The organism is Salinicola lusitanus (genome assembly GCF_003206045.1).
Classification (GTDB): Bacteria; Pseudomonadota; Gammaproteobacteria; order Pseudomonadales; family Halomonadaceae; genus Salinicola; species Salinicola lusitanus.
In genome coordinates this window covers 75,569-99,482 of record NZ_PZJM01000015.1, presented here as the reverse complement: position 1 = coordinate 99,482, position 23,914 = coordinate 75,569, and the positions used below count along the sequence as shown (strand labels likewise).

At 64.3% G+C, this 23,914-nt stretch carries 20 protein-coding genes; 6 read left to right on the top strand and 14 right to left on the bottom strand.

Going from position 1 to position 23,914, the window contains the following annotated elements; translation table 11 throughout:
- Positions 1-27: 27 nt before the first annotated feature.
- On the bottom strand, positions 28-966 hold the full coding sequence (locus tag DOM45_RS18650) for a LysR family transcriptional regulator (RefSeq protein WP_110603019.1): 939 nt from the start codon (positions 964-966) through the stop codon (positions 28-30).
- 419 nt (positions 967-1,385) lie between these two features.
- On the opposite strand from DOM45_RS18650, the gene DOM45_RS18645 reads away from it, so the two are divergent.
- Positions 1,386-2,975, top strand: coding sequence for a UxaA family hydrolase (locus DOM45_RS18645; RefSeq protein WP_110603018.1), 1,590 nt, complete (start codon positions 1,386-1,388; stop codon positions 2,973-2,975).
- Positions 2,976-3,080: 105 nt separating this feature from the next.
- Positions 3,081-4,124, top strand: coding sequence for a 2-keto-3-deoxygluconate permease (locus DOM45_RS18640; protein WP_110603016.1), 1,044 nt, complete (start codon positions 3,081-3,083; stop codon positions 4,122-4,124).
- 96 nt (positions 4,125-4,220) lie between these two features.
- Here the strand turns inward: DOM45_RS18640 and DOM45_RS18635 are convergent, their stop codons facing one another.
- On the bottom strand, positions 4,221-5,270 hold the full coding sequence (locus tag DOM45_RS18635) for an oxidoreductase (RefSeq protein WP_110603015.1): 1,050 nt from the start codon (positions 5,268-5,270) through the stop codon (positions 4,221-4,223).
- Positions 5,271-5,525: 255 nt separating this feature from the next.
- Positions 5,526-6,782: an acyltransferase family protein gene (locus tag DOM45_RS18630; protein WP_110603013.1), complete on the bottom strand. Its 1,257-nt coding sequence runs from the start codon at positions 6,780-6,782 to the stop codon at positions 5,526-5,528.
- Between the two features lie 426 nt (positions 6,783-7,208).
- Between DOM45_RS18630 and DOM45_RS18625 the strand changes: the two genes are divergently transcribed.
- The 3 genes from DOM45_RS18625 (at position 7,209) to DOM45_RS18615 (ending at position 9,738) form a co-directional block, all read left to right on the top strand.
- Positions 7,209-7,976, top strand: a complete 768-nt coding sequence (locus tag DOM45_RS18625; RefSeq protein ID WP_110603012.1) for an SDR family NAD(P)-dependent oxidoreductase — start codon at positions 7,209-7,211, stop codon at positions 7,974-7,976.
- A 106-nt stretch (positions 7,977-8,082) separates the two neighbouring features.
- Complete coding sequence (locus tag DOM45_RS18620) at positions 8,083-8,997, top strand: DMT family transporter (RefSeq protein ID WP_110603011.1); 915 nt, start codon at positions 8,083-8,085, stop codon at positions 8,995-8,997.
- Between the two features lie 39 nt (positions 8,998-9,036).
- A complete protein-coding gene (locus DOM45_RS18615) occupies positions 9,037-9,738 on the top strand; it encodes an epoxyqueuosine reductase QueH (RefSeq protein WP_240612468.1) in 702 nt (233 codons plus the stop codon).
- Positions 9,739-9,761: 23 nt separating this feature from the next.
- On the opposite strand, the gene DOM45_RS18610 is transcribed toward DOM45_RS18615, so the two are convergent.
- The 10 genes from DOM45_RS18610 to nrdR form a co-directional block, all read right to left on the bottom strand.
- Positions 9,762-10,379, bottom strand: coding sequence for a LysE family translocator (locus DOM45_RS18610; protein ID WP_110603009.1), 618 nt, complete (start codon positions 10,377-10,379; stop codon positions 9,762-9,764).
- 420 nt (positions 10,380-10,799) lie between these two features.
- Entirely contained in the window at positions 10,800-13,226 is a 2,427-nt protein-coding gene (gene lon / locus DOM45_RS18600) for an endopeptidase La (RefSeq protein WP_110603106.1), read from the bottom strand.
- A 146-nt stretch (positions 13,227-13,372) separates the two neighbouring features.
- Complete coding sequence (locus DOM45_RS18595; RefSeq protein WP_110603006.1) at positions 13,373-14,698, bottom strand: DUF945 family protein; 1,326 nt, start codon at positions 14,696-14,698, stop codon at positions 13,373-13,375.
- A gap of 277 nt (positions 14,699-14,975) precedes the next feature.
- Positions 14,976-15,449 carry a phosphatidylglycerophosphatase A family protein gene (locus DOM45_RS18590; protein WP_110603005.1) on the bottom strand — a complete coding sequence of 158 codons (474 nt, stop codon included), beginning with the start codon at positions 15,447-15,449 and terminating at the stop codon, positions 14,976-14,978.
- Positions 15,446-16,417 (bottom strand): thiamine-phosphate kinase, encoded by a 972-nt coding sequence (gene thiL, locus DOM45_RS18585; RefSeq protein ID WP_110603003.1) that lies wholly within the window; start codon positions 16,415-16,417, stop codon positions 15,446-15,448. The genes DOM45_RS18590 and thiL overlap by 4 nt, the downstream gene beginning before the upstream one ends.
- 1 nt (position 16,418) lies before the next feature.
- A complete protein-coding gene (gene nusB, locus DOM45_RS18580; protein ID WP_110603001.1) occupies positions 16,419-16,919 on the bottom strand; it encodes a transcription antitermination factor NusB in 501 nt (166 codons plus the stop codon).
- Positions 16,916-17,398 carry a 6,7-dimethyl-8-ribityllumazine synthase gene (ribH, locus tag DOM45_RS18575; RefSeq protein WP_110602999.1) on the bottom strand — a complete coding sequence of 161 codons (483 nt, stop codon included), beginning with the start codon at positions 17,396-17,398 and terminating at the stop codon, positions 16,916-16,918. Before ribH ends, nusB begins: the two co-directional genes overlap by 4 nt.
- A gap of 169 nt (positions 17,399-17,567) precedes the next feature.
- Positions 17,568-18,701, bottom strand: a complete 1,134-nt coding sequence (ribBA, locus tag DOM45_RS18570) for a bifunctional 3,4-dihydroxy-2-butanone-4-phosphate synthase/GTP cyclohydrolase II (RefSeq protein WP_110602997.1) — start codon at positions 18,699-18,701, stop codon at positions 17,568-17,570.
- A 142-nt stretch (positions 18,702-18,843) separates the two neighbouring features.
- Positions 18,844-19,992, bottom strand: coding sequence for a bifunctional diaminohydroxyphosphoribosylaminopyrimidine deaminase/5-amino-6-(5-phosphoribosylamino)uracil reductase RibD (gene ribD / locus DOM45_RS18565; protein WP_110602995.1), 1,149 nt, complete (start codon positions 19,990-19,992; stop codon positions 18,844-18,846).
- A gap of 61 nt (positions 19,993-20,053) precedes the next feature.
- A complete protein-coding gene (nrdR, locus tag DOM45_RS18560; RefSeq protein ID WP_110602993.1) occupies positions 20,054-20,542 on the bottom strand; it encodes a transcriptional regulator NrdR in 489 nt (162 codons plus the stop codon).
- Between the two features lie 243 nt (positions 20,543-20,785).
- Here nrdR and DOM45_RS18555 point away from each other — a divergent pair, with 243 nt between their 5' ends.
- Positions 20,786-22,591, top strand: coding sequence for a sugar phosphorylase (locus tag DOM45_RS18555; RefSeq protein ID WP_110602992.1), 1,806 nt, complete (start codon positions 20,786-20,788; stop codon positions 22,589-22,591).
- Between the two features lie 81 nt (positions 22,592-22,672).
- Here the strand turns inward: DOM45_RS18555 and DOM45_RS18550 are convergent, their stop codons facing one another.
- Complete coding sequence (locus DOM45_RS18550; protein ID WP_110602990.1) at positions 22,673-23,893, bottom strand: glycosyltransferase family protein; 1,221 nt, start codon at positions 23,891-23,893, stop codon at positions 22,673-22,675.
- Positions 23,894-23,914 lie beyond the last annotated feature (21 nt).

The window sequence follows — 23,914 nt, the reverse complement described above, 5'->3', positions numbered from 1 at the left end:
TACAAAACCTAGACAAAAAATCGTCGGTTAGCAAATATCGGCATCACCCTCGACGCCACCGTCATAGCATTCGAGGAATCTCCTCGCGGCGGGAGACAACTCCCTGTCCCGGCGCCAGAGCAACTCGAACGCGGGATTTTGCGTTCTGAGCCGATAGCGGATCCGCGCCACCTGCCCCCGCCTCACCTGCTCCCGAGCAATGCGCTCCGGCAGCAGCGCCAGGACGCCCGCATCCTGCTCCAGCATGGCCAGGATCGCGTAGGTCGATGAAATCTCGATCGACTGCACCGGCTGCGAAAGCCCCGCGGCAACGAACTCCTGCTCCAGCATTCGCGGCATGCTGACGGGGTAGACGATCCAGGCCTGTCTGGCCAACGTGGTGAAATCGGGCGCCTCGACGTCGACCAACGGATGTCCGGGATTGGCAACGACCCAGAGCGGCTCGGGGAAATGTCCGTGACAGTGGTAGTCGGCGGGACGCCTGCCGAAGCTGGAGCGACACAAGGCGACGTCGATTCGCCCCTGGTCGAGCAGGCGCAGCAGCCCTTCGCTGGTATCCTCGATCACCTGCAATGACAACGAGGGCTGCTCGGCACGCACCTTGACGATCGCCTCGACGATCGCAGCGATGGCGCCCATGGTACCGCCGACGGCCAAGTGCCCCCCATGCCCCTGCTGAATGCCGATCATCTCCTCGCGCAGATGCGCCACGTCGGTCTGGATCAGCCTCGCGTAGCGCACCACGCAGCGCCCCAGATCATTGGCCTCGAGCCCTCTCGCGCTACGCAGGAACAGCGGCGCGCCCAGCGTCGACTCGATCTCGTTGAGCGCCCGCGTCGCCCCCGGTTGGGAGATCGACACCTGCTCGGCAGCCTTGTGAATCGAGCCGCACTCATCCAGCGCCATCAGCAACCGCAACTGGCGCAAGCGCAGCCTCGACATCAGTGTCTCCAACGTCGGTGGCATCGACGACTCCTTTCGCTTACGACGTGACCGGAATCGGGCCTGGTATGAAAACTGCCCACGCTCGCCATGACGGGGTTATCGATCGGCGCACTGAACGACATTCAGAACGTCCGCAGGAAGGCCCGGCGGGCGCCGCGAGTCACATGCTCATTGACACCCCGTAAAGAGCGCCGGCCTGGTCCGTTCTTCGCCAATTCTTGCCTCGTTCTGCCCGCGCTCGCGGGCGTTCCGTACGGACCCTAAGACTTTGGGCGAATGCGCGGTCGTTATCATTCGATCAGCAACTCTCAGTAGTGCGATACAGGCTGACCGGATAGGGTGTAATCCACACGGAAATCATAATAACCGACTGATTCAAAAAGACTTAAAGATAAAGTCTCATAGACCAAAGTGGCACGACCCGACCGAGGAGCCGATTGATGGCATTGATCGAACACACCACCGAGGCCCCCGCCTCGATCATCCGGCTGCACGAACGCGATGACGTGGTCATCGCCCGCGTCCCGTTGCCGAAGGGTAGCGAGATCCTGCCAGGCATCGTCCTGACCAGCGCCGTGCCGGCCGCGCACAAGGTCGCGATCCGAGCGCTCCAACCGGGCGACATGATCCGACGCTACGGGCAGATCATCGGCCGCGCCACCCGCATCATCGCACCCGGAGATCATGTTCATGTCCACAATCTCGGCATCGCCGATCTCGAGGGTGACGGCCACGAACAGGGCGACGCCAAGGGCTACGTCAAGGAGTATGCCATCGGCAGCGAGGTCACGCCTGTCGAGCGGGTCTCCCCTGCCGCCACGTTCATGGGTATCCAGCGTGCGGATGGCCGGGTCGCGACGCGCAACTACATCGGCATTCTCACCTCGGTCAACTGCTCGGCCACGGTCGCTCACGCCATTGCCGATCATTTCCGCCGGGATGTCCATCCCGAAGCGATGGCCCCCTACCCCAACGTGGATGGCGTGGTGGCACTGACCCACGGCGTGGGATGCGCGGTGGCCGCGGATGGCGAGGCCCTGGAGATGCTCCAGCGCACCCTCGCCGGCTACGCGCGTCACGTCAACTTTGCCGCCGTACTGGTCATCGGCCTGGGCTGCGAGACCAATCAGATCGACACCCTGATCGAATCCCAGGGCCTCAAGCCCGGACCCAGGCTTCATCCGTTCACGATTCAGCAGGTCGGCGGCACCACCAAGGCCATTGCCGAGGGAATACGCCATATCAAGCAGTTGCTGGTGGAAGCCAATCAGGTCGAACGCACACCGTGTTCCGCCGAGCATCTTCGGGTCGCCCTACAGTGTGGCGGCTCCGACGGCTATTCCGGGATCACCGCCAATCCGGCGCTGGGTGCCGCCGTCGACCGCCTCATTGCCCATGGCGGCAGTGCGGTGCTCGCCGAGACGCCGGAAGTCTACGGCGCCGAGCACTTGCTGACACGACGGGCGGTGAGCCCGGCGGTCGCCCACAAATTGATCGAGCGCATCCACTGGTGGGAAGCGTTCTGCCGGGTTCGCGGCGCATCGCTCGACAACAACCCCTCCGCCGGCAACAAGGCGGGCGGCCTGACCACGATCCTCGAGAAATCGCTGGGCGCGGTGGCCAAGGCCGGCACCACACCGCTGGTTGAAGTGCTCGAGTACGCCGAACCGATGCGCGAGCGCGGTCTGGCGTTCATGGACTCTCCCGGCTTCGACCCGGTCTCGGTCACCGGCCAGGTTGCCAGCGGCTGCAACCTGATCGCGTTCACCACCGGTCGCGGCAGTGCCTTCGGCTGCGCGCCGGTGCCGTCCATGAAGCTATCCACCAACAGCGCGCTGTGGCGCCACCAGTCGGACGACATGGATATCAACTGTGGCGCCCTGATCGATGGCGACATCGACATGGAGCAGCTCGGCGAGCAGATATTCCAGCGCTTCCTGACCCTGGCTTCCGGTGAGCGCAGCCGCAGCGAACGCCACGGCTACGGCCAGCAGGAGTTCGTGCCCTGGCAGATCGGCGTCATCACCTGAGTTCGCAAGGCCCTCGGGCTCTCAGATAGCCCCAAGCCGTAGGCCATGTCCACCGGCGCCGTCACCGACGGCACCCCCCCTTCGCTCTGGCATGGAGAAAATCACATGTCGATTCCGGTATCGCGCGTTCCCATCTACGACGCGCTCAACCGCATCCCCGGCGGTCTGATGATCATTCCGCTGATTCTCGGATCGATCGTCGGCACGCTCGCGCCCGCCGCGCTGGAGATCGGCAGTTTCACCACTGCGCTGTTCAAGGACGGCGCCATGGCGTTCATGGCACTGGTGATCTTCGCCACCGGCATGCAGATAACGCCGCGCAACGCCGGTCCTATCGTCGGCACCGCCAGTGTCATACTCCTGGCCAAGAGCCTGATCCCCGGTGTGCTGATCGCGATCCTGGGTCTGACTACCGGTATGCAGGGCCTGTTCGGGATCTCGATCCTGGCCATGCTGGCCGCGATGGACAACAGCAACGGCGGTATCTGGCTCGCCTTCACCGGCCGCTACGGCGACCAGCGCGATCGCGGCGCCTATATCGCCAGCGCCATCAACGACGGCCCCTTCTTCACCCTGATTCTGATCGGTGCGTCGGGCCTGGCCGATATCCCGCTGGAAGTGTTCATGGCGGCGATCATCCCGCTGCTGCTGGGGATTCTGGCCGGCAATCTCGACCCCAAATGGACAGAGGTCATGCGCCCGGTGCCGGAGATGGTGATTCCCTTCTTCTCGTTCGGCCTCGGCACCGGCATCAATCTGGCCGACGTGCTGCACGGCGGACTGACCGGGCTGGCGCTGGGCCTGCTCGTCGCTCCGTTCACCGGTGGACTGGTCTATCTCGGCTATCGATATCTGCTGAAACGCGGCAGACGCAGCGGAATCGGCTTTGCCGCCGGCACCACCGCGGGCAACTCCATCGCCACACCGGCAATCGCCGCCGCGGCCGACCCTTCGCTGCAAGCCTATGTCGGTGTCGCCACGACCCAGGTCGCGGCCTGCGTGCTGGTCTCGGCGCTGATGGCGCCGGCGATCGCCTCGTGGCTGCTCAAGCGCAATGGCGAACTGCGATCGCCGGAGGAAATGCCTGTCAGAGCGAGCGCCCATGACAAGTCTTCTGCCCATCTGGCGGGCGATCTTATCCCGAAATGAGCCACGCCGGAGGCCGCCCCCGGTATCACGACGCATCGAGCCAGCGAATTCGCTGGCTCGATGTCATTGCCCCCAGGTCGAGATGTCAGCACGATCTCACGACAGCGTGACGACCTGCCCCGACTCGGCGCTGCGAATTCCCGCTTCCAGCAAGCGCATCACGTCCAATGCGGCTTCGGCCGTCACGGGCAGCGGCGCGTCACCCCGAATGGCGTCGCGAACACCCGCGTAGTAGGCGAGATAGTCGCCGGGCAGGGTCGGTATCTCGTGCAGTTCCGGCTGAATGCCTTCGCGTACCTGGCCGATCGTCAGCATGCCGTGGCGCCAATCCTCTCCCCAGTGGGGCGACGGCTGCCGATCACCGCGCTTGAGCATGTCCTCCTGCGGATCGAGACCATGCTTGACATAGCTGGCGCGGGTACCGTGAACGGTGAAGCGGGCGCCGGGCGCGGCAACCAGGGTACCGCCGTGGAGGATCACGCGGCACTCCCGATAGTGCAGCACGGCGTGAAAATAGTCGTCGACCTTGGCACCCTCTCGCTGGCGGGCCAGATCGAGCGAGATCGACTCCGGCACACCGAACAGCACCAGGCTCTGGTCGAGCAGGTGTGAGCCGAGGTCGAACCAGGCACCGGCACCGGGAGCGGGATCCTCACGCCAGCGCTGGGCGACCTCGGGCCGGAAGCGATCGAAATGGGACTCGAAATGGACGATCCTGCCCAGCGACTGGCTGTCGATGAGATTGCGCACCGTCAGGAAATCCGAGTCCCAGCGTCGGTTGTGGAAGACCGACAGCAGGCGTCCGGCCCTGTCAGCCTGATCGCACAGCTTGCGGGCTTCGTCCGCCGTCACCGTGAAGGGCTTGTCGACAACGACATGCTTGCCTGCTGCCAGTGCCTCACTGACCAGGGAATAGTGCGTTGCGTTGGGCGTGGGTATGACGACCAGATCGATATCGGCGCGCTGGAACAGTGCCTGCGGTGTCGCCTCCACCGGCACGCTCGGCCAGTCGGCGTTCACCTTGCCGGCGTCCCGGCTTGCCACGGCAACCAGAGAGAGGCCGTCCTGAGCGTCGATCAGCGGCGCGTGGAACCGTTTGCTGGCCATGCCGTAGCCGACCAGCCCCACACGGATGGATCCCTTCATGCTGCGTCCCTTAGAGATGAATTCGCTTCGCTTCGCGGGCAAGCCGGCGAGGCACCCTCACTTATTAGGGTATCGCATCTCGAACGGCAAGGTTCCATGGCGAGGGAGAGTCGATAATATTAGCCCTGAACGACTGGGAGATACGGTTCGCCGAGGCGCACGTTTCGGCATGGTCCTCGTCGCAATGACCGACGGTCTCACCCCTGCCCTGCGAGACCGGGGCGTGGTCTCCGACCCCATGCTTCGCTGGCGAACTCACGCCCGGACCGCTCTCGATGCCGATCGCCGCTGCCAAGCCGACGGCAATCGCGCTTCCAGCCATCGACGAACCGGTGCGACCACAAAGCGCTGCATCAGGAGCGCCAGTACAACGATCATCGCGAGATGGAAAGCCATGGTCCACAGCGGGATCGCGAACTTGAGCGCCACGTTGCTGCTGTCCACGACCCAGCTCTCGTGCCATCGCTGCAGAAGCCAGCGGGTCGCTCTCGCGGTCGGCCCGATCAGCGGCGTGTGCAGCGCAAAAATGCACAGCGCGGACTCCCCCAGTCGCTGAGCCCAGGCCCGGATCGTTGCACTTTGCGGCGCCGAGAAGGCACACACGCTGAGTAGCACCAGCGCCTGGAATGGCAGCAGCAGGCCATTGTGAGTCAGGTAGTAAAGGTGCAGTCCATCCATTTTCAGTAGCAGGACCCCGACCGGCACGCCGCACAAGCCCAGCGCCAGCAGTGGATAGCGAAACCGGCGTACCAGATCGCCCACGCGTGGGGACTGCCAGGCGCGATAGAGCACGATACCGGTCAGGAACTCTGGCAGGCGAAACAACGGGTTGCGATGAAGCACGCCAACCGTTACGTAATCGAACGACCCCGCCAGCGTGGCGACGAGCGGTCCCAGCGCGTAGAGCCCCCAGAGACCCAGCAGTACCAGGCCCCAACGCTGGACCCGCATCAGTCGCGGCGCCAGCCACGGGAAGCAGGCGTAGAAGAAGAGCAGCGCGGAGATCGACCACGAGGCCCCGTTGAGCCACAGGAAGCGCGGCTCCCAGGCCTGAAGGAGCGTCAGTTGCAGCGCGATATGGCCAATGGCGCTGGGCCACGACAGCCGCTCGGCGAAGTCGGCTCTCACGGCATCGCTCAGCGGGTAATAGGGGTGCGTATTAAAGTAGACATGGACCCCTTCGGGGCGGATGGGGTACTGAATCAACAGCAATCCGACCGACAGTAGCATTGTCATTACATGAATCGGATAGAGATTGCACAAGCGTTTGGCGACGAACGCTGGGCCGTGCATCTTCATCTCTCCGGCATGATCCAGCGCCACGTGGGCGAGCAGGAATCCGGACAGCATGAAAAACGTGCTGGTCGCGAAGAAGCCCATGCCGATGAAGCTTCTCAGCATCGCCGGCATGTCGCTGTAGATGCCGCCGAAGTGATAGGCGACCATCCACAACGCCATCAGAAAGCGCAGCCATTCGAGGCCGTAATATCGCTGTCGTTTGCTAGTGGACATCCTGCCACCTCCTTTCTTACCGCCGGACAGTACCTGACGACGTGATCGACGAACGAGGCTTCGAGACGCATCTGACGCCTGTGAGCGCGATTCCCGAAACGGCGCCGTAAAAGACGGCCCATGCTCAGCGAAGCGATTGCGCGGGGTTGCTATAGGGTTATTATCGAAGGGTGGGGGCACGCCGCGACGGTAAGCGCGGATCGTGTCATGATCGTCGTCAAAGTGTAACAAGATCGCAACGAAAACCGTGCCACGGCCCCAGGAATCACTCGTTTTTACACAAACGCCCTGATGCTGTCGCCATGAAGCGACGCTTGGCCACCGTCTTGACGGGTCGTCGGCTCACCTACGCCATGCCTGACGCTTCGGCGTCTTGCCCCGGGGTTCTCTCTCCACGCCCCATACTCATTTCGATCAGGAGTCACCATGGATCAGCAATCCCCCGTCGCGTTCATCACCGGTGCCACCTCGGGGTTCGGGCGTGCCTGTGCCCATCGCTTTGCCAAAGCGGGTTGGGCACTGGTGCTCAGCGGTCGCCGCCAGGAGCGCCTGGAAGCGGTCAAGAAGGAGTTGGAGAGCCAGGTCCCGGTTCACGTCGCCACCTTGGATGTGCGCGACCGGGATGCGGTCGCTCGAGTCGTCGAGGAGCTGCCATCGGATTTCAAGGCGGTGAAGGTGCTGGTCAACAACGCCGGACTGGCCTTGGGTGCCGGCCCGGCCCAGGAGGCCAACCTGGACGACTGGCAGACGGTCATCGACACCAACATCACCGGTCTGGTCAACGTGACGCGCACGCTGCTGCCGACGCTGATCGATGTCGGCCGCGGCGCAGCCATCATCAATATCAGCTCCACCGCGGCGCTATGGCCCTACCCCGGCAGCCATGTCTACGGCGCCTCCAAGGCGTTCGTCAATCAGTTCTCCTACAACCTGCGCTGCGATCTCAAGGGCACCGGCGTTCGCGTCACCGATATCGCCCCCGGCATGTCGGAAACCGAATTCACGCTGGTCCGGATGAAGGGTGATCAGAGTGCTCACGACAAGCTCTATGGCGGCGTCGAGCCGATCCAGCCGGAAGATGTCGCCGAGCAGGTGTTCCTGGCCGCAACGCTGCCACCGCATCTCAACATCAATCGTCTCGAGCTGATGCCGGTGTGCCAATCCTGGGCCGGTCTATCGGTGGATCGAGACTGAGACACCCAGGCACGAAAATCCCGGCACGGCCTTCAGCCCTCTTCCGTGGAGGGCCGATAGTGCGGGCCTGCGGGCGACGCCACCAACACTTCCAAACGGGATCGACATGACTGAACGCTCCACGGCAGCGGCGCCCGCTCGCGGGCATCAGCCGCTCTGGCTCGCGACGGCGCCGGGGCTCTTCCTGCTGCTGTGGTCACTGGGATTCCCGGTCGCCAAGATCGGCACGCAGCATGTCGACCCGCTGCTGTTCCTGGGGCTTCGATTCACGCTGGTGCTACTGATCATGTTGCCGATCTGGCTATGGCTGCGCCCACCGATGCCTACCAGGCTCGCCGCCTGGGGTCATCAGGCGATGGTCGGCTTCCTGATCCAGACCATCTACTTCGGCTGCTGCTACAGCGCCTTTGCCCTCGGCAGCTCCGCCGGCGTGGTGGCGCTGATCGTGTCGTTGCAACCGATACTGGTCGCCCTCGCGGCCCCGGCCATGGTGGGCGAAACCATCGGCAGGCGGCGCTGGATCGGCTTCGTGCTGGGCTTCGTGGGCGCGGTGGTGGTCATCGTCGGTCGCTCCACCGTGGAAGGCACGACGGTCGGCGGCTTGTTGCTGGCCTTGGCCGCCCTGCTGGGCATGAGCGGTGCGACACTCTACGAGAAACGCTTTGGCGAGCCGCTCCATCCGATCAGCGCCAATCTCATCCAGTATCTGACCGGCTTGATCACGACCCTGCCGCTGATCGCGCTGTTCGGCCACTTCACGCTCGAGCTGAACGGTGCGCTGGTCGGATCGCTGGCCTACCTGGTCATCGGCAACTCATTGATCGCCATCTCGCTGCTGCTGGCGATGATCCGCCGCGGCGAGGCCTCCCGGGTCTCTGCCCTGTTCTACCTGGTGCCGCCCTGCGCGGCCCTGTTTTCATGGTGGCTGATCGACGAAGCCATGCCCCCCGTTGCCTGGCTGGGCATGGCCATCGCCGCCGCCGGGGTGGCCCTGGTCAGTGGCCGGCGCCAACGCCGCTGAAGGGACTCGACGTTGACGCCACCAGGCTCGCGACGCAACATGAGCGGGATTCAGCAATCGCTTCACGATCAGGCCAATTCCACCATGTCCACCGCCGACGAGCGCCAGGCGCTCCACCTGCCCCAAGGGCACGCCAAGCTGCTGCTTCACTCCTGCTGCGCCCCCTGCTCGGGGGAGGTCATGGAAGCGCTGCACGCCTCCGGTATCGACTACGCGATCTTCTTCTACAACCCGAATATCCATCCGGAGAAGGAGTACCTGCTGCGCAAGGAGGAGAACATCCGCTTCGCCGAGCAGCACGACATCGAGTTCATCGATGCCGACTACGATACCGACAACTGGTTCGCCCGCGCCAAGGGCATGGAGTACGAGCCGGAGCGCGGCATTCGTTGCACCATGTGCTTCGACATGCGTTTCGAACGCACGGCGCTCTACGCCAAGGAGCACGGCTATACGCTGATTTCCAGCTCGCTCGGCATCTCGCGCTGGAAGGACATGAACCAGATCAACGACTGCGGTCACCGCGCCGCGGCGCCTTACGAGGGGATGGAGTACTGGGATTACAACTGGCGCAAGAAAGGTGGCTCGAAACGCATGATCGAGATCAGCAAGCGCGAGCGTTTCTACCAGCAGGAGTATTGCGGCTGCGTCTATTCGCTGCGCGACTCCAACCTCCACCGCAAGGCTCAGGGCCGTGAGCTGATCAAGCTCGGCGTACAGTACTACGGCGACGACGAGTGACGAGGGCCAGGTGGCCCTCGCCGTCAACTTTTCGCTATCAGCAGCGCGCCAGCGCCGATCATCAGCGATCCGGCGCCCCGGTTCAATCGGCGCTGCGCGCGGGGCGAACGCAAGGCTCGCCGCGCTCTGGCCGCACTGGCAGCGATCAGGCAGAGCCCTGCCATCAAGCCAGCGACCGTCAGCACGACCAACAGCGCCAGGGCGGAGCCGCCGAGCCGCTCGAGGTCGACGAACGTGGGCAGGAAAGCGATATAGAACAGGATCACCTTGGGATTCGAGGCAGAGATAAGAAATCCCTGCGCGACCCCGGCCAGATTACCCCCCGACTGACCGGGCGACGCCACCTCGGCGCTTTGCACCGGCGCTTTCCACAACTTCCAACCGAGATAGAAAAGATATAGTGCTCCCAGGATCCGGATCACGCCGAAGACTTCCCCCCAGTGCTCGGCGATGGTGGCCAAGCCGAAGGTCGCGAGCAGCAGATAGAGCACGTCGCTGAGTATCATGCCCGCCGCCATCGGCAGGCATCGACGAAATCCTGCGTTCATGCCCGTGGCGATCAGCGCGAACACGCCCGGACCCGGCGTGATGGCGAACAGGAAAATGGCCAGCAGGTAGGTGACGGCACTTTCGAGAGACATGGCGTGGACCCACAATGGAGGCGATGAAGCGCGATTGTCGGCCTGACGCCCCTGCGGCGCAACCCGTCAACGCAAGCGGCGGCGCATGATGCGCCGCCGCTTGTGACCGGTCGAGACAGCGAATGTCTCAGCAGTTCCCTTTTTTCGCCTGCCCCGGCGGACAGAAGTCACCGTCGCCGTGACGATGATCACCGTCACCAATGATTACCGCGGGCTCGGACTCGATGCGTGCCGGATGGTAACTGCAGGCACTCAGCATCACCATCGCCAACACCGCCCAAGTCGCCATGATCAACCAGCGCGATCGTTGTATTGCCTTGTCGTTTACCACGTCATGCTCCTCGTTCCTTCGCCGATCGTCACGCCGGCGTCGCCTTCAGCGTACCATGACGCCCTTGTGCGGCATGCCAGCGGCCAATCTCAACGCCCGAACACGACCTTGGCGACATCCTGGTAGACCTTGGCGAAATGCACGGTCATTCCCGCCTTGAGATAGTCCGGCAACTCGTCGTAATCGCGCTTGTTGGCCTCCGGCAGGATCAGCTCGAAGATTTCGCTGCGCCGGGCGGCGATCACCTTCTCGCGGATGCCGCCGACCGGTAGCACCTGGCCGGTCAGCGTCAGCTCGCCGGTCATCGCCAGCGGCCGGTTGATGCTCTGGTTCCGGGCCAGCGACATCAGCGCCGTGGTCATGGTCACGCCCGCCGAAGGGCCATCCTTGGGGGTGGCGCCCTCAGGCACATGGAGGTGGACGAAGGCGTCGTTGAAGAAGTCGGCGTCGGCGCCGTACTCGCCCAGGTGACCCAGGGTATAGCTGTAGGCGATATTGGCCGACTCCTGCATCACTTCGCCCAGCTTGCCGGTGAGCTTGAAGCCACGCGTCAGCGCATGCACCTTGGTCGCCTCGATCGGCAACGTGGCGCCCCCCATGGCGGTCCAGGCCAGTCCGGTGACCACGCCGACGCCCTTGAGTACCTTCTCCTTGCGGAACAGCGGCGCGCCCAGGAACTCCTCCAGGTTGTTGACCGAGACCTTGACCGTCTCCTGGTTCTGCTCGAGCATCTTGACCGCCGCCTTGCGCACGATCCGGTGCAACTGCTTCTCGAGCTGGCGAACGCCGGCCTCGCGGGCGTAGCCCTCGATCACCTGCTTGAGCGCGGCATCGGTCAGGTTGATGCGCTTCTTGGGAATGCGGTCACGCTTCAACAGTTTCGGCCAAAGGTGATGCTTGGCGATCGCCACCTTCTCTTCGGCGATGTATCCCGACAGCCGGATCTGCTCCATGCGGTCGAGCAGCGGCCCCGGAATGGTGTCGAGCTGGTTGGCGGTACAGACGAACAGCACCTTGGAGAGATCCAGGCGCACGTCGAGGTAGTGATCGAGGAAGTCGACGTTCTGCTCGGGGTCGAGCACCTCCAGCAGCGCCGAGGCCGGATCGCCCTGGAACGACTGCCCCATCTTGTCGATCTCGTCGAGCATGATCACCGGGTTCTCGACCTCCACCTCCTTGAGCGCCTGCACCAGCTTGCCCGGCATGGCACCGATATAGGTCCGGCGATGGCCCTTGATCTCCGCCTCGTCGCGCATGCCGCCAACCGAGAAACGATAGAACTTGCGTCCCAGGGCATCGGCGATCGACCGGCCGACGGAGGTCTTGCCCACCCCGGGGGGGCCGACCAGCAGCACGATGGAGCCACCCACGTCACCCTTGAACGAGCCCTCGGCGAGGAACTCGATGATGCGTTCCTTGACGTCGTTCAAGCCGTCGTGATCGCGATCGAGCACGCCGCGGGCCCGCTTGAGATCGAGCTGGTCCTCCGACGTGATCCCCCAGGGAAGCGACGTCAGCCAGTCGAGATAGTTGCGGGTGGTGCCATATTCCGGCGAGCCGGTCTCCAGCACCGACAGTTTGTTCAGTTCGTCGTCGATGCGCTCCTGGACCCGCTCCGGCACCCGCAGCGCCTCGAGACGGCCGCGAAAGGTATCGACATCGCTCTCGCGATCGTCCTTGGAGATACCGAGCTCTTTCTGGATCACCTTGAGCTGCTCGCGCAGGAAGAACTCGCGCTGGCGCTCCTGCATCTGCGAGTTGACCTGCTCGCTGATCTGGTTCTGCAACTGGGCGACCTCGATCTCCTTGCGCAGCAGCGGCAGCACCTTCTGCATCCGATCCATGATCGGCAGGGTCTCGAGTACGTTCTGCAGCTCCTTGCCCTTGGCGGAGGTGATGGCTGCGGCGAAGTCGGTCAGCGGGCCCGGCTCGTGGGGACTGAAGCGGTTGAGATAGCTCTTCAGTTCCTCGCCATAGAGCGGATTGATAGGGAGCAGTTCCTTGATCCCGTTGATCAGCGACATCGCGTAGGCGCGCGCTTCCTCCGCTTCGGCATCGACCGGCTCGCGAGGATAGGAGACCTCCACCAGATAGGGCGGCGTCTTCGACAGCCAGCGGTGAATGCGAAAGCGCCGCATCCCCTGAGCGATGAACTGGATCTGCTGCTCCTCGGTCTGGTTGCGATGCACCTTCACCGCGGTACCGATCTCCGGGAAGCTGCCGGGGTTCAACTCCTCCATGCCCACGTCGCCCACGAACGCCACCCCCACCATGTGATGGGGAGTATTGGCGACGCGCTTCATGGTCTCCTCCCAGCGCTGGCGCTGGATGATCAGCGGTTGCACCTGGGCGGGGAAGAAAGGCCGGTTGTGGATGGGAAGGAGGTAGATTCGTTCCGGCAGATAATCACCGGAGGGGACGACGGCACCGGCGGCGTGCTGCGACTGGGGGTCGTCTTCAGGCGCGGTCTGGCTGGCTTCGAAGTAGTCCGTGGCGTCGCGGTTGTGTTCGCTCATCATTCACCCTGAGTTCGAGGCCAAAGCTGGCCGAATGACCAAGGGATGTGGGCACCGGGGCGGGAGTTCAAGTCAGCGATGGGAGATCGGCGTGGAAATCATCGGGCCGCGCCCGCAAGCGCGGCCCTCCAGGCGTCCGAAAAACGTCAGTTCGAATCGTTCGCCAGCGGCAACAGCGGTATCCGCTGACCATCGATATCGAGGACGCCATCCGCCAGCTCGACCTGCAGCGGATCGCTGCCCAGCGGCAGGCCAAGCGACATCAGCAGCACGGCCGGTGCGCCCTCGAGGGTCAGACTGCCCTGCAGGCGGCGAACGAACTCGCGCTCGAGCGCCGCATCGCTCATGGTCTCGGGATTCCACTCCTCGATCCCGGCGCCATCGATACTGAGCTCCCCTTCACCGCGCAGCTTCATGCCCAGCATCGGGCTGTCAGCGTTAAGGCTCTCCAGCGACAGGCGTGGCGATCCTGCGAGCAGCGCCTGAATCGATGGCTGCAGCGGCGCCAACGCGGACTCCAGGGCCCGGTCGTCGTCAGCGTCGGCCGCAGTCTGTATCTCGGTCAGATTCTCTTCCAGCGCCTTGGTCAGTGCCCGATAGGCGTCACCATCGACCCGATCCAGCGCCAGCGTGAAGCCGCCGCTGAAAACCGATTGATCCTGAATCCGGGTATCGCCCAGGTCGGCCTTCAACTGCATCGTCAATTGATCGGCGTCGAGCGCCGCCTTCACCGTGTAGCCGATATCCCGGGTGATCACGCTGGGGCTGCCGCTGGGCGTGACCGTCGTGGTCGGGAACGTCAGCGCCATCTGCTGACGGAAAGCCTGGTCATCGCCCTCGAACGTTCCGGAAACCGTCGCTCCCTCCATCAGGACATCGGCCTGGTCGTCGGTCAGTCGCAGCCGCGGCATCGCGCCTTTCAACGTGACATGATCGTCGACCTGCTCGATATCGAGCGTCGCCTCGGCAGACTCGAGCTGCATGTCGCGGGCCGGGGTCACCTCCCCCGCGACCTCTCGCGCCGGCACGGTGACCGTCTGCGAGAAACTCGGCAGGGTGAAGTGACCCTCCAGCTTCTGTTCGCGGGTCAGGAAGCGCCCACTCCAGGTCATCGGCCCCTGGCTCTCGAGCACGTCGCCGAACAGCGTCTGACCGCCGCCGTCCGTCACCTGCGCTTCGCCATCCAGCGTCGTCTCGAGCAGGCCATGATTCGCCCGATACGGGACCTCGATGGAGACGGCGTCCGCGTCCCGCGCTACCGCCACGTAGCGGGCCTCGATGCGACCCGAGGAGTGGAACCAGCCGCTGTCGACATCCTCGCGCGAGACGTGCCAGTCGGGGCGGGCGTCGAGCCGCGCGACCAGCTTGTCCATCTCGCTATCGAAGCGCTGGCTGGAATAGGCCTGAGCCCCCAGGTAACCGCCGCCAGCCAACACGATCACGACCGCTCCTGCGATCATCCATTTACGCATGCACTGCTCCAGACGTTGACGTGAGAAACGCTGTTAGGGAACCACTGCCTAAATGCCTACAGGCGCGAATGGCTGTGTTGCGCGGTACCGGTGCGCCGGTGCGATCGGAACTCGCCTAACCCCATGTCATGTCCCGTTCTCTGCGTGCCGTGCGCCTTGCGCTTCATCGCCTTCGGCAATTTATTCAGCGTTTCCTTAGATCCACACTGACTCGGCCTGCATGGGGCGTCGCCTTGTTTCGCTCGTGGCTCGTGGCTCGTGGCTCGTGGCTCGTGGCTCAATGCAGCCAGAACCAGAGATGCATCGTGCTCCAGGCATACACGCCGGCCAGGATATCGTCGAACATGATGCCGATCCCCCCGGCGACGCGGCGATCCACCCAGCGAATCGGCCAGGGCTTGAGAATATCGAAGACCCGGAACACCACGAATCCCCACAGCGCGGCCTCCCAGGAAAACGGTACCGCCGCCATCGTGAGCCAGTAGCCCACGAACTCGTCCCAGACGATACCCGAATGGTCGTGCACCCCGAGATCGCGGGAGGTCGTCTCGCAGAGCCAGATCCCGACCAGCGTGGCCACACCCATCAGCCCCATGTAGATCGCCAGCGGCAGGCCCGACATCAACCAGTAGAAGGGTATCGCCGCCAGCGTCCCGAAGGTCCCGGGCGCGAACGGCACGGCGCCACTGCCCAGCCCGAAAGCCAGGAAATGGGTCGGTCGACGCCAGACACTCGCGGGAGCCCGGTTCATGAGAGAACCTCCGGAAAGTGATTCCAGCCCTGACGCTCGAGATAGCAGGGATCGATGCCGTGAATGCCCTCGGCATCGACGATTCGCCCGATCGGCGTCAACGGCAGATGGAGCGGCGCCAGGCGGCGCTGCGCCTCGGCAAGATCAGCGGCAGCCACCGTCACCAGCAGCTCGTAGTCATCGCCACCATTGAGCACCCGCTGCCGCACGTCGTCCAGCTCCAGCGTCGCGCGTAGCGGCGTCGCCAGCGGCAACGCCTCGAGATCGAGCCGCGCGCCTACCCCGGAGGCCGAGAGCAGATGCTGGAGATCCGCCAGCAAGCCGTCGGAGATATCGATGGCGCTGGTGGCCAGCCCTCTCAGCGCCTCCCCCGCCGCCAGCCGAGGCTCGGGACGCAGATACGCCTCGAGCAGAGGATGCCCCGGGTCGCGCTCACCCTGCTGCCAGCGGGCAAGCCCTGCGGCCGCGCGCCCGGGATAGCCGGTCACCGCGACCAGATCGCCCTCGCGGGCTCCGCGACGCCTCAGCGCCTGTCCGGCCGGGACTTCGCCGTGGACCGTCACACCGATCGTCAGCGCACCACGAGTGACATCGCCGCCGACCAGTTCGCAGCCGCTGCGTTCGGCCAGTTCGCGGAAGCCGTCGGCGAAGGCCTCGAGCCACGCCGGATCGGCCGCGGGAAGCGTCAGCGCCAGGCAGCACCAGCGGGCTCTCGCGCCCATCGCGGCAAGATCGCTCAAGGCCACGGCCAGGGCGCGATGGCCAATGGCGGCGGGTGGGGCGTCATGGGGGAAATGGATATCGACCACCGAGGTATCGACGCTGACCGCCAGCTGCTGCCCCGGGGAGAGTGCCAGCACGGCGCAGTCGTCGCCGTTGCCGACGACGACATCGCTACGCCCGGCTGCCGCGGGCCGCGACAGGTAGCGAGCGATCAGGTCGAATTCGCTCAAGGAGGTGCGACTCATGTCAACGACGGCGTGCAGCGACCTCGGCGCCCCGCAGCCGCGAGGCGAGCTTGTCGAGTATGCCGTTGACGTATTTGTGGCCGTCGGTGGCGCCGAATATCTTGGCCAGCTCCACCCCTTCGTTGATCACGGCCCGGTAGGGAACCTCGGGACGGCGGGACAACTCGTACGTGCCGAGGCGCAGAATCGCCAGCTCGATGCGGTCCAGATCCTCCAGACGCCGATCGAGCAGCGGCGCGATCGCCGCGTCGAGCTCCGCGCGGTTGTTGGCCGTGTTGTGGAGCAGGTCATGGAACAGCGCCTTGTCGGCAATCTCCATGACCTTGTGCCAGTTCTCGTGATCCTCGAGATCCTCGTCGGCGATCTGGGAACGGAACTCGGCCTCTACGGCCGTGATCGACTTGCCGGTCATCTGCCACTGATAGAGCCCCTGGACGGCAAGCTCCCGGGCTGCGCGGCGGGACTCCTGGGCCGGCGTCGGCTGGCGTGACGGTGAACTCATGCCTCGCCTCCCAGTCGCTTGAACAGCGATACCATTTCCATCGCTGCCATGGCCGCCTCGGTGCCTTTGTTGCCGGCCTTGGTGCCAGCACGCTCGACGGCCTGGTCGATCGAGTTGACCGTCAGCACGCCATTGGCGATGGGCGTCGCGAACTCGAGCTGCAGGCTGCTCAACGATGAGTTGCAGTTGCCCGCGACATACTCGAAGTGCGGCGTGCCGCCACGGATCACCGCGCCCAGCGCGATGACGGCGTCGGGCCGGGAAACCTGGAGCACGCGCTTGACCGCCAACGGCAGCTCCCAGGCGCCGGGGACGTGGATCAGCTCGATGTTCTCTTCACTGATGCCGTGCCGCGTCAGGCTGTCGACGGCGCCCTCGACGAGGCTGTCGACGACATGGTGATTGAAGCGGCCCACGACGATGGCGTAACGGCCATCGACATCGGTGAACTGACCTTCCAGTTGCGCGATCGGTTGCATTGTCGGGTTCCGGATACACTGCGTCAGGTTCGTCATTCACTTGAACCTGAACGCGAAAAACAGACTGATTGGCCGGCGCCAGAACCTAGCGCTCGGCGCGCGAAGCCGGCCATCTTACCATGGCCGCGCGGCCATACCACGCTCACACGAACGGTGACTCGAATCTCGGTCAGGCGTCGCCGCTGACCAGCTCGACCACCTCCAGATCGAAGCCGGAGAGCGCCGAGAAGCGCCACGGCGAACTCAACAGTCGCATCTTACCGACACCGAGCTGACGCAGAATCTGCGCCCCGGTGCCGATGGAGAGGAAATTCCCCGCCCCGTCGGTAGCACTGTTGCGCGGCGATGCTCCCCGCCCCAGGACGTCGTCGAGCTGCTGCTTGAAGTCGCCTGGCGGGCGCGCATCATCCAGCAGCACGAACACGCCCGACTCCGCCCGGCCGATCTCGGCCAGTGCCGTGTGGGCTGTCCAGTGGCTGTCCGCCCGGCACAGCGCCAGCAGATCGCGAAGGGTATCGCCGCCATGCACCCGCACCGTCGTCGGCGTGTGCCGGGAGGGCTGCCCTTTGACCAGCGCCAGGTGATGTCTGTCCTGAACGTTGTCGTGGAAGACATGCATGGTCATGTCGCCGAAGGCCGTTCGCACCGGCATCTGCTCGATGGCATCGACGGTGCGCTCGTTGAGCATGCGATAGTGGATCAGATCGGCAATGGTACCGATCTTGATGTCGTGCTCCGCGGCGAACCGCTCCAGTTCCGGCCGCCGAGCCATGGTGCCGTCGTCGTTCATGATCTCGCAGATCACGCCCGTCGCTTCGAAGCCGGCCATGGCGGCCAGGTCGCAGGCCGCCTCGGTGTGGCCGGCACGGCGAAGCACGCCCCCCGGCTCCGCCATCAGCGGGAAGATATGCCCCGGCTGCACGATGTCTTCCGGCTTGGCGCCACGGGCCGCCGCAGCCCGGACCGTCAGGGCGCGGTCAGCCGCCGAGATGCCGGTGGAGACCCCCCTGGCGGCCTCGATGGAGACGGTGAACTTGGTGCCGTAGCCGGAGCCGTTGTCGCTGACCATCAGCGGCAGCTTCAACTGCTGGCAGCGCGATCTCGACATCGGCTGGCAGATCAGGCCGCGAGCATGGCGGGCCATGAAATTGATGTGGCTGGCCTCGACACACTCGGCCGCCATGATGATGTCGCCCTCGTTCTCGCGATCCTCGTCATCCATCAGGATGACCATCCTGCCCTGCCGGATCTCTTCCAACAGGACATCGATGCCGGCCAACTGATTCGATTTCGCTGTCGTCATTGATGATTCGTCCAATGAAACTGCCGTCTACTGAAACCACCAGGGGTCGATGCGGCACAGCCTACCTGTCGCGGGACGCGGACGCTACTGTCGGGTGCCGGTGACACAGCGCGCGACTGCCGACGCCCCCGTTCCGCCAGACTCAGCCCTCCCTGAGCGGGCGTGCCGAGATGCGCCAGTCGTCACCCAGCGCCCGGATATCGTCGATCTTCAGCCGCCGCTGCTGGCTCATCGTCGCCAGCCCCGGCAGCGCGAATAGCGGCCTCGCCTCGCTGCCCAGCAGCGTGGCCGCCATGAACAGTTCCAGCCGGTCGACACAATCGGCCTCGAGCAGCGCGCCGGCCAGAGTGGCACCGGTCTCGACCAGCACCTCGTTGCAGGCTTCCTGGGTGGCGAGATAACGCAGCAGCGCGGTGAACTCCACGCGCCCCTCGGCATTGGCGGGCATCACCACGACCTCTGCGCCAGCGGCTTCGAGCCTGCGGCGCCGCTCGCTCGCCTCCGTTTGAACCGTGAACACCAGCGTTCGCCCGGGCTCGCTCAGGCATGCCGCGGCCAGCGGCATGCGCAGATGACTATCCAAAACCACCCGCAACGGCTGGCGACGGGCGATGGATTCGGCGTCGTCCAGGCCGAGCTGCCCGGCCCGCACCGTCAGCCGGGAGTCGTCGAAGATGATCGATTCGACGCCGGTCAGAACCGCGCTGGACTCGGCCCGCAGTCGCTGAACCTGGCGCCGCGCGGCCGGACCGGTGATCCACTGGGACTCCCCGTCCGCCATCGCCGTACGGCCGTCCAGACTCATTGCCATCTTCAACGTGACCCTCGGCAACCCTTCGCGCATGCGGCGGATGAAACCGGGATTGAGCTGGCTGGCAGCCTCTTCCCGCAGCCCCACGGCGACTTCGACGCCCGCATCGCGCAGCATCGCGAAGCCCCGACCCGATACCTGCGGATTGGGATCTTCCATTGCCGCGACGACCCGAGTCACGCCCGCCTCGATCAAGGCCAGGCTGCAAGGTCCGGTACGGCCAGTATGCGAACAGGGCTCGAGGGTGACGTAGGCGATCGCTCCTCGAGCTGCCTCGCCGGCCGCCCGCAGCGCGTTGATCTCGGCGTGAGGCTCGCCGGCCCGGACGTGAAAGCCCTCCCCGACAATCCGGCCGTCCTTGACCAGCACGCAGCCGACCCGTGGGTTGGGATCACAGCTGTAGCGGCCCTGCCAGGCAAGCTGGATCGCCCGATCCATGCAGGATTCCTGGGAGAGGGGTTCGAGAATAGATGAGGACATGAGGGCTCGCTCGATGGAGGAGGGAAAGCGAGGGGACGGTAGCGACAAAACAGGCGCCGATTCAGCCCTGGCCGCCCTCGTCACCCGACGAGAGACTCGGCTCCTGGGACAACCGATCGATCTCGGCTCGAAATTCGTCGAGATCCTGGAAACGGCGATAGACGGAAGCGAAACGAATGTAGGCCACGTGATCGAGACGCTGCAGCGTCTCCATGACTTCTTCACCCACGTCTCGCGCTTCCACTTCCCGGTCGCCTCTGGCGCGCAACCGCTGGCGAATCCGTTCCACCGCTGCCTCGAACGACTCCACGCTGACGGGGCGTTTCTCCAGCGCACGCGCCATGCCCGCCCGCATCTTCTGCTCGTCGAAGCTCTCGCGGGAGCCATCGGACTTGACCACCCGCGGCATCACCAGCTCGGCGGTTTCATAGGTCGTGAAGCGCTCTCCACACTCCGCGCACTGACGACGACGCCGCACCTGATCCCCCTCGGCCACCAGCCGGGAGTCGGTCACCTTGGTATCGTGCGTACCACAGAAAGGGCAATGCATCGTCGGGGTCTACCTGTCAGCGTGGGCGATGAGCGTAATCGCCCCTCTTGTTGATGAATGCGGTAACGGTGCCGTATGAGAGAGCAGAGTGTACCGGTTTGGGCAACATAGCGGAAACACGCGGAAAAACCTTGGCGATTTTGATGTTGGCCCATCTTCTGCAAGGATGTTGTGACAATCCTTAACAACGAAGCCTTGAATCCCAGGCCGCGTACGTCAACCGCCGATACCAAGGAATCGCCCATGCCCAGTCGTGCCGCGAATTATCCCGCCCTTTCCGAGGAAGCCTTCATGGCCCGCGCCAGCGCGCGCCTGGAAGAGGTATATGGACCCCGCCGCGACGAGATCATGCGACGCCTGATGACGTTGCTGATGCACCAACGCAGTGCACTGGATACCTTGCCACGCCCCACCTGGAGTGAGCGCGATCAGATTCTGATCACTTATGGCGACACCATCATCGATGGAGAACGGCCGCCACTCGAGGTAATGGATGACTTTCTCGCCACTCGTCTGAACGGGACGTTCAGTGGCCTGCATATCCTGCCGTTCTTCCCCTGGAGCAGCGACGACGGCTTTTCGGTGATCCATTATCGCGAGGTGAACCCCAAGCTCGGAGACTGGCAGGATATCCGCCGGCTCGCCTCGCGAGTGGACTTGATGGTCGATCTCGTCATCAATCATGTCTCGCGCGATTCACTCTGGTTCATCGACTACCTCTCGGGCACGCAGCCGGGGCGCGACTACTTCATCGAGATGGACCCGGAGACGGATCTCTCCATGGTTACGCGGCCACGCAATTCGCCTCTCCTGGTGCCGGTATCGACACGTCGCGGAACACGCCACCTGTGGGCGACCTTCTCCGAAGACCAGATCGACCTCAATTTCGCCAATCCGGACGTACTGCTCGAATTCATCGGCATCCTGCTCTATTACGTCCAGCAGGGCGCGCGCATCATTCGCCTCGACGCCATCACCTACCTGTGGAAGGAGGTTGGTACCCCCTGTGTGCATCTGCCCCAGACGCACGCCATCGTCCGCCTGCTGCGGGCGATTCTCGACTTCATGGCACCGGGAACGCTGCTGATCACCGAGACCAACGTGCCACATCAAGAGAACATGAGCTACTTCGGCCTGGAACGCCTGGCTCCGGAGCCTCAGGCCGAGGGCCACGACGAAGAATCGCCGTCGATGCCCGACGAAGCGCACATGATCTACCAGTTCACGCTGCCGCCTCTGCTGGTACACACGCTGACCAGCGGAGACGCCACCACGCTGGCCGACTGGGCGCGCAGCCTGCCGACGCTGCCACCGGGCTGTACCTACTTCAACTTCACCGCCAGCCACGACGGTATCGGCGTCAGGGCCCTCGAGGGTCTGCTGCCATCTCACGAACTGGAGATCATGCTCGAACTGATGCACCGCTTCGGCGGCTACGTCAGCATGAAGACCAACGCCGACGGTAGCGACTCGCCCTACGAGATCAACATCACCTACTACGACGCAATGAAGGGGACGCGTCGCGGCGCCGATGCGTGGCAGGTCGAGCGTTTCCTCTGCAGCCAGAACCTGATGCTGGCGCTACAGGGGATACCCGGCGTCTATTTCCATAGCCTGACCGCGACCCTCAACGACCACGGCGGCGTGGAACGTAGTGGCAAACTGCGCTCGATCAACCGTCGGCGCTGGCCCAAGGAGGAGCTCGACGAACTCATCGACAGCCGCAGCACGCCGACCCGCGAGGCGTTCACCTCGCTGAAGCGACGACTCAACATTCGCGCCAACGAGCCCTGCTTTCATCCCGAAGCCGCTCAGCGAGTGCTCGACACGCCGCCCGGCATCTTCGCCATCGAACGCGGACCGCTCGCCAACGGGCGCCGCCTGCTGGCGATCTACAATATCAGTGACACGCGCCAGCCGCTGGAGATCGACGAGCTGAACGGTGGCGAGTGGTACGACGTGCTCAAGGATGGCAAGCGCTGGAGCCCGCATCCCGACGAGCGCGACATCCTGCGGCCCTACCGCAGCCTGTGGCTGGTCCAGCCCTGAGCGGTTCCCGCGATGGCCGGTGAGAGTCGCTTCGACTCTCACCGGCCGTGGCCCGACTCCCGGCAAGCGAACGCATCCCGCCTACACCTGGCCGGCGTTATCCAGCTCCACCGCTTCGAACAGCCGATCCTGGAGGTCGGGAATCGCCGCCTGGACCCGGTTCCAGCTGGGAATGAAAGGCTTGTCCCGCGGGGATTCGAAGAAGGCGGCGCCAGCCTGCATGATATTGTCGGCGAACAGCTCCACGGCGGCCTCTTCACTGTGGCGGTCCAGTTTGAGCCCGTTCATGGCGGCATCGTGGTCGTAGGCCTCGATCAGGTCCAGCGCCACGCGATAGTAGGTGGCCTTGACCGTACGGAAGCTCTCGACGCTCATCTCCACCCCCAGCGTCGCCAGTTTGCGATACATCGCCTTGGCGATGTCCATGCTCATCCGGTTGAGCCCGCCGCTGGGGTCCTCCTCGGAGACCGGCTGATGCTTGTGGTCGTAGGCGTCGGCGATATCCACCTGGCACAGGCGCTTGGTCGAGAAGTTCCGGTGAACCTCGGAGAGCACGCCGATCTCCAGGCCCCAGTCGCTGGGAATGCGAATGCCGTCCAGCACGTCGGCGCGCATGGAGAATTCGCCGGATAGCGGATAGCGGTAGCTGTCGAGATAGTCGAGGTAAGGCAGCGGCCCATAGATCATCTTGAAGGCCCGGATCAGCGGCGTGACCATCAATCGCGCCACCCGGCCGTTGAGCTTGCCGGAGGCGATTCGGGAGTAGTAGCCCTTGCAGAACTCGTAGTGGAAGCGCGGGTTGGCCACCGGGTAGATCAACCGCGCCAGGAGGCCGCGGTCGTAGGTGACGATATCGCAGTCGTGGAGCGCGACCGCCTCGGCCTTACCGGATGCGCGGACGTAACCGGAGCAGTACCAGACGTTGCAGCCCTTGCCCGGCTCCAGGGGCGCCAGGTTCTCCTGCGCCAGCTCCTGCTGGAGGGCCTGGAGTCGTGGGCCGTCGTTCCACAGGATGCGGTGGTGCTGAGGCAGGCGCGAGAAGAACTCCCGCGCCTTGAGAAACTGCTCGCGATCGGCGCGATCGAGACCGATGACGATTTCGCTGAGATAAGGCACCTTGCACAGTTCGTCGACGATGTGCGAGAGCGCCGGCCCCTCCAGCTCGGAGTAGAGCGATGGCAGAATCAGCCCCATCGGCCGAGTGCGGGAGAACCGTTTGAGATCGTTCTCCAGGGCTTCCACCGAGCGCCGCGTCAGGTTGTGGAAATTGGTAATGATACCGTTCTGATAAAAATCACTCATGAAGTACCCTCTTCGTATTGT